The sequence below is a fragment of the uncultured Campylobacter sp. genome, assembly GCF_938045225.1.
Lineage (GTDB): Bacteria > Campylobacterota > Campylobacteria > Campylobacterales > Campylobacteraceae > Campylobacter_A.
Genome location: NZ_CALINL010000227.1, coordinates 1 through 3,183 on the forward strand (window position 1 = coordinate 1; position 3,183 = coordinate 3,183).

Annotated in this window: 2 protein-coding genes and 1 pseudogene; all 3 read right to left on the minus strand. The window is 46.1% G+C overall.

The window, feature by feature from the left end; translation table 11 throughout:
• A pseudogene (locus Q0200_RS11950) lies at positions 1-163 on the minus strand (nitrous oxide reductase family maturation protein NosD); the annotation flags it as partial.
• Positions 156-911, minus strand: coding sequence for a cytochrome C (locus Q0200_RS08175; protein WP_297940082.1), 756 nt, complete (start codon positions 909-911; stop codon positions 156-158). The pseudogene Q0200_RS11950 and the gene Q0200_RS08175, both read right to left, overlap by 8 nt.
• Before the next feature lie 135 nt (positions 912-1,046).
• Positions 1,047-3,183: Sec-dependent nitrous-oxide reductase (nosZ, locus tag Q0200_RS08180; RefSeq protein ID WP_297940084.1), on the minus strand; the 2,137-nt coding region annotated here is incomplete at its 5' end.

Sequence of the window (3,183 nt, forward strand, 5' to 3'; positions counted from 1 at the left end):
CGATGATGCTAAGAGGCTTAGAAATGATTATATTTCCTTCATAAATAGCATCCCCCAGCTTTATCACATCGCCAGGGCTAGCGTTGTTTATCGCATCTTGAAGGACGTTTGCAAAGCCAAAAAGTGGCAAAAAGACAAGGGCAAATTTAGAAAATTTACGCATTTAGCTCTTTTTTCTTTGAAAATACCGCAAGTATGCAAAGCACGCTCATCACCATCATCACCCAAAAGCCGATAGTTGGGTATGAGTGCGTTGTAAAGTGCGCCACACTACCATCGCCTAAAACGGTTGGCATAAATGGCTTGATTTTAAAGGCGCCCCACTCTTGCATGTTGTGTCCATACCAGTATAGCCAGCCCACAAATGCGCTCATAAATAGCACAGGTGCAATGATGGTTGGCACCATGAGAAGTGAGTTAAATTTACCGTCATAGTATAAAAACGCAAGCATGCAAAGTGTAGCGATGAGTAGATAATAAGGCGCGATAGCTCGCTCTAAATTTCCGCCATGCTCCATAGGATACATGCCGATGTAGTGGTTTATGGTGTTCATCTCGTGCACGTCGCCGCTGTATCCGTCAACGTGAAAATAAACCGGGATACCGTCTGGAAAGGCGTCTTTTGGGTAGTTTGGCGCTTCAAGCGCGACGTACCAGATAGGAAAAGATGGTGTGCCGATCTCTGCTTTTTGCTCGATCATCTTATGAAGATCGCTTGTTACGTCATCTGGCATCAAGTGATTTTTGTACTGAAACGAGGTGTAAAGGTCGTAAATTTTATACGAATATCCTGCAAGCGGCTCGCCTGCGGCGATTTTAGCCTTGGCTCCGAAAAAGCCCAGCACCGGGATCGTAAAACAAACGGTCATCAAGACTAACGCGATAATAGTGTAAATTTGATACTTCTTCATCGTTTCTCCTTTATTAAATTTAAAAAATTTTTCACAAAACGCTTTTTAAATTTAACGTAGGAGGCTCGGGTTATGCGCGCCGAGCCTCAAATTTAGCGGACTGATTCGGACCGCTAAGCCCGAATCAAATTTGGATTACATTCCCGCGTTTTCGTCGATCCATTTTAGATATTCGATGATATCTTTGATCTCTTGATCGCTCATGTGCTGATTAGGCATTCTTAGGTTAAAGTAATCGATCATAGACTTGATATACTCGTCGCCGTAAAATTTAGACGGATCTTTGATAAAGTCAAACACCCATTTCTCGCCGTTTTCGTGGCGCAAAAGAACGCCGGTTAGATCTGGACCTGAGCTAACCTGACCGATGACGTGGCAACCGTTACAACCGCCTTTTAGATAGGCTTCCTCGCCTTTGGCAGCAGCCGGGCTCATAGGCGTGGCGATCTCTTTAGCTAGGTTGTTTTTAGCTCTTAGGCCGACGTCTGCGGTTTTAACCATATACTGCCATACTTGGTACTCCCATAGTATCGCGCCGTTTACGTCTCCTTTTTTGTAGGCTTCGTCGGCTTTTGCTTTTACTTCAGGGATTTTGCCGTACTGATCCAGCGCGTCGGTAACTAGCTCTTTTACCTTAGGATATTTTTCGTAATGCTTCTCTTTTAAGTAAGCCACTACGCTTTGGATAACCTCGTCGGTAGCTTTGTTTGTAGCGATTACTTTATCGTATTCTGCTTTTAGAGCTTCCGGGCTTAGGGCTTTTAGCTTGCTTACTTTGGCAGATTCGTATTTTTTGTTCGGATCTTTAACTAGCAAGTAACCCATCATCTCAAGGTGCAGTGCAGAGCAAAATTCGGTGCAGTAGTAAGGGAATACGCCCTCTTCGTTCGCTACGAAATTTACGGTCGCTGTTTTACCCGGCTCTAAAGAGGCGTGGATGTTGTAAAGATCCACGGTAAAGCCGTGCGTCTCGTCCTGGGCGCGCTCTAGGTTTGTTAGGTGGATGGTTACGTTGTCGCCTTTATTTACCTCGATATGCTCAGGGTTGATGTGGCTTCTGATCATCGTGGCGTAGACGGTTACGTTTTTACCGTTGCGCTCGATCCTCTCTTGTCCGGCAAGAGTTACGAACGGACTTTCTTTGCCGGTGCGAGAGTTTGTTCCCATGGCGTAGGTGGTAGCCGGTTTTAACTTGCTAGCCGCAATCGAAACTACGTCGTGAGGTTCGCCTAGAGGTATCGGCATATCGTATAAAAGCTCCATTTTTGAGCCGGCTATGTCGATTAGCTGGTGGTTTTGCGGGTGAAGAGGGCCTACGGGATTAAATCGATCGATCGAAAGTTTATCAAGAGCGATAGCGTATTTACCCTTAGGTTTTGATGACTTACCCTCCATAGTATCAAGGTGTCCGATGTTATAGTGGACGTTGATCCTATCTAGGACTTTTAGATTTTTATAGTCCCATTTCACGATCTGGCTATCGACGTAAAGAGAGGTATAGATGATGCCATCTTTCTCGTCAAAAGAGTTGTGCAGAGGTCCAAGGCCAAGCTCGACCTGTCCTTGCAAACTCTTTGCCATATCAAGCACTGGGATGCCGTACGGATCGGTGCCGGCGAACTCTTTTTTGTCGATCAAATTTTTAATCTTTTTAAAATCATAAACCGTCGCGTGAGTATCTAGCTTGCCGCCGATAACGATATAACGGCCGTCAGGAGTGACGTCTACGCCGTGCGGGCTCTTTGGCTCAGGGATCAAAAATAGCGCGCCGGCTTTAACTGCGGCGTCTATGGTAACTACTCTATGGCCGTTTATCTCCATGTAGTTTTTCTTATCCTGAGCTAGTTTTTCTAAAATTTGCCAGTTATAAACGTGCAAATAGTCCGTGTCGTTTCTACTCGCGCCCGCTTCAAACGGAGGCAAGCCCTTTTCGATACCGCCCGTATACATCTCGGAGTTTATCGAGTTTGTAAACGCCCAACCAAAGCTCTCGCCCTTACCGGCGTCGCTTAGGTCTTGCCAGTACGGAGGAAGCTCGAGCGAGAAGGATGCTTTCTCGTCTATCTTGCCTTTTGGATAGTCGAATTTCCAAAACGTTACCGCGCCGCGGAAAACCGCTTCGTATTCGTCCATCGAGTGGTAGCCGTCATCTAGCGGAGCCGCGTACTGCGCCGCTTCGATGACGTATTCGCTATTTGGAGTGATGAAGCTGCCGCCGTGTTCGCTTTTTACGATTGGATTAACGACGATTTGAGTAGTTTCGAAATCGTGC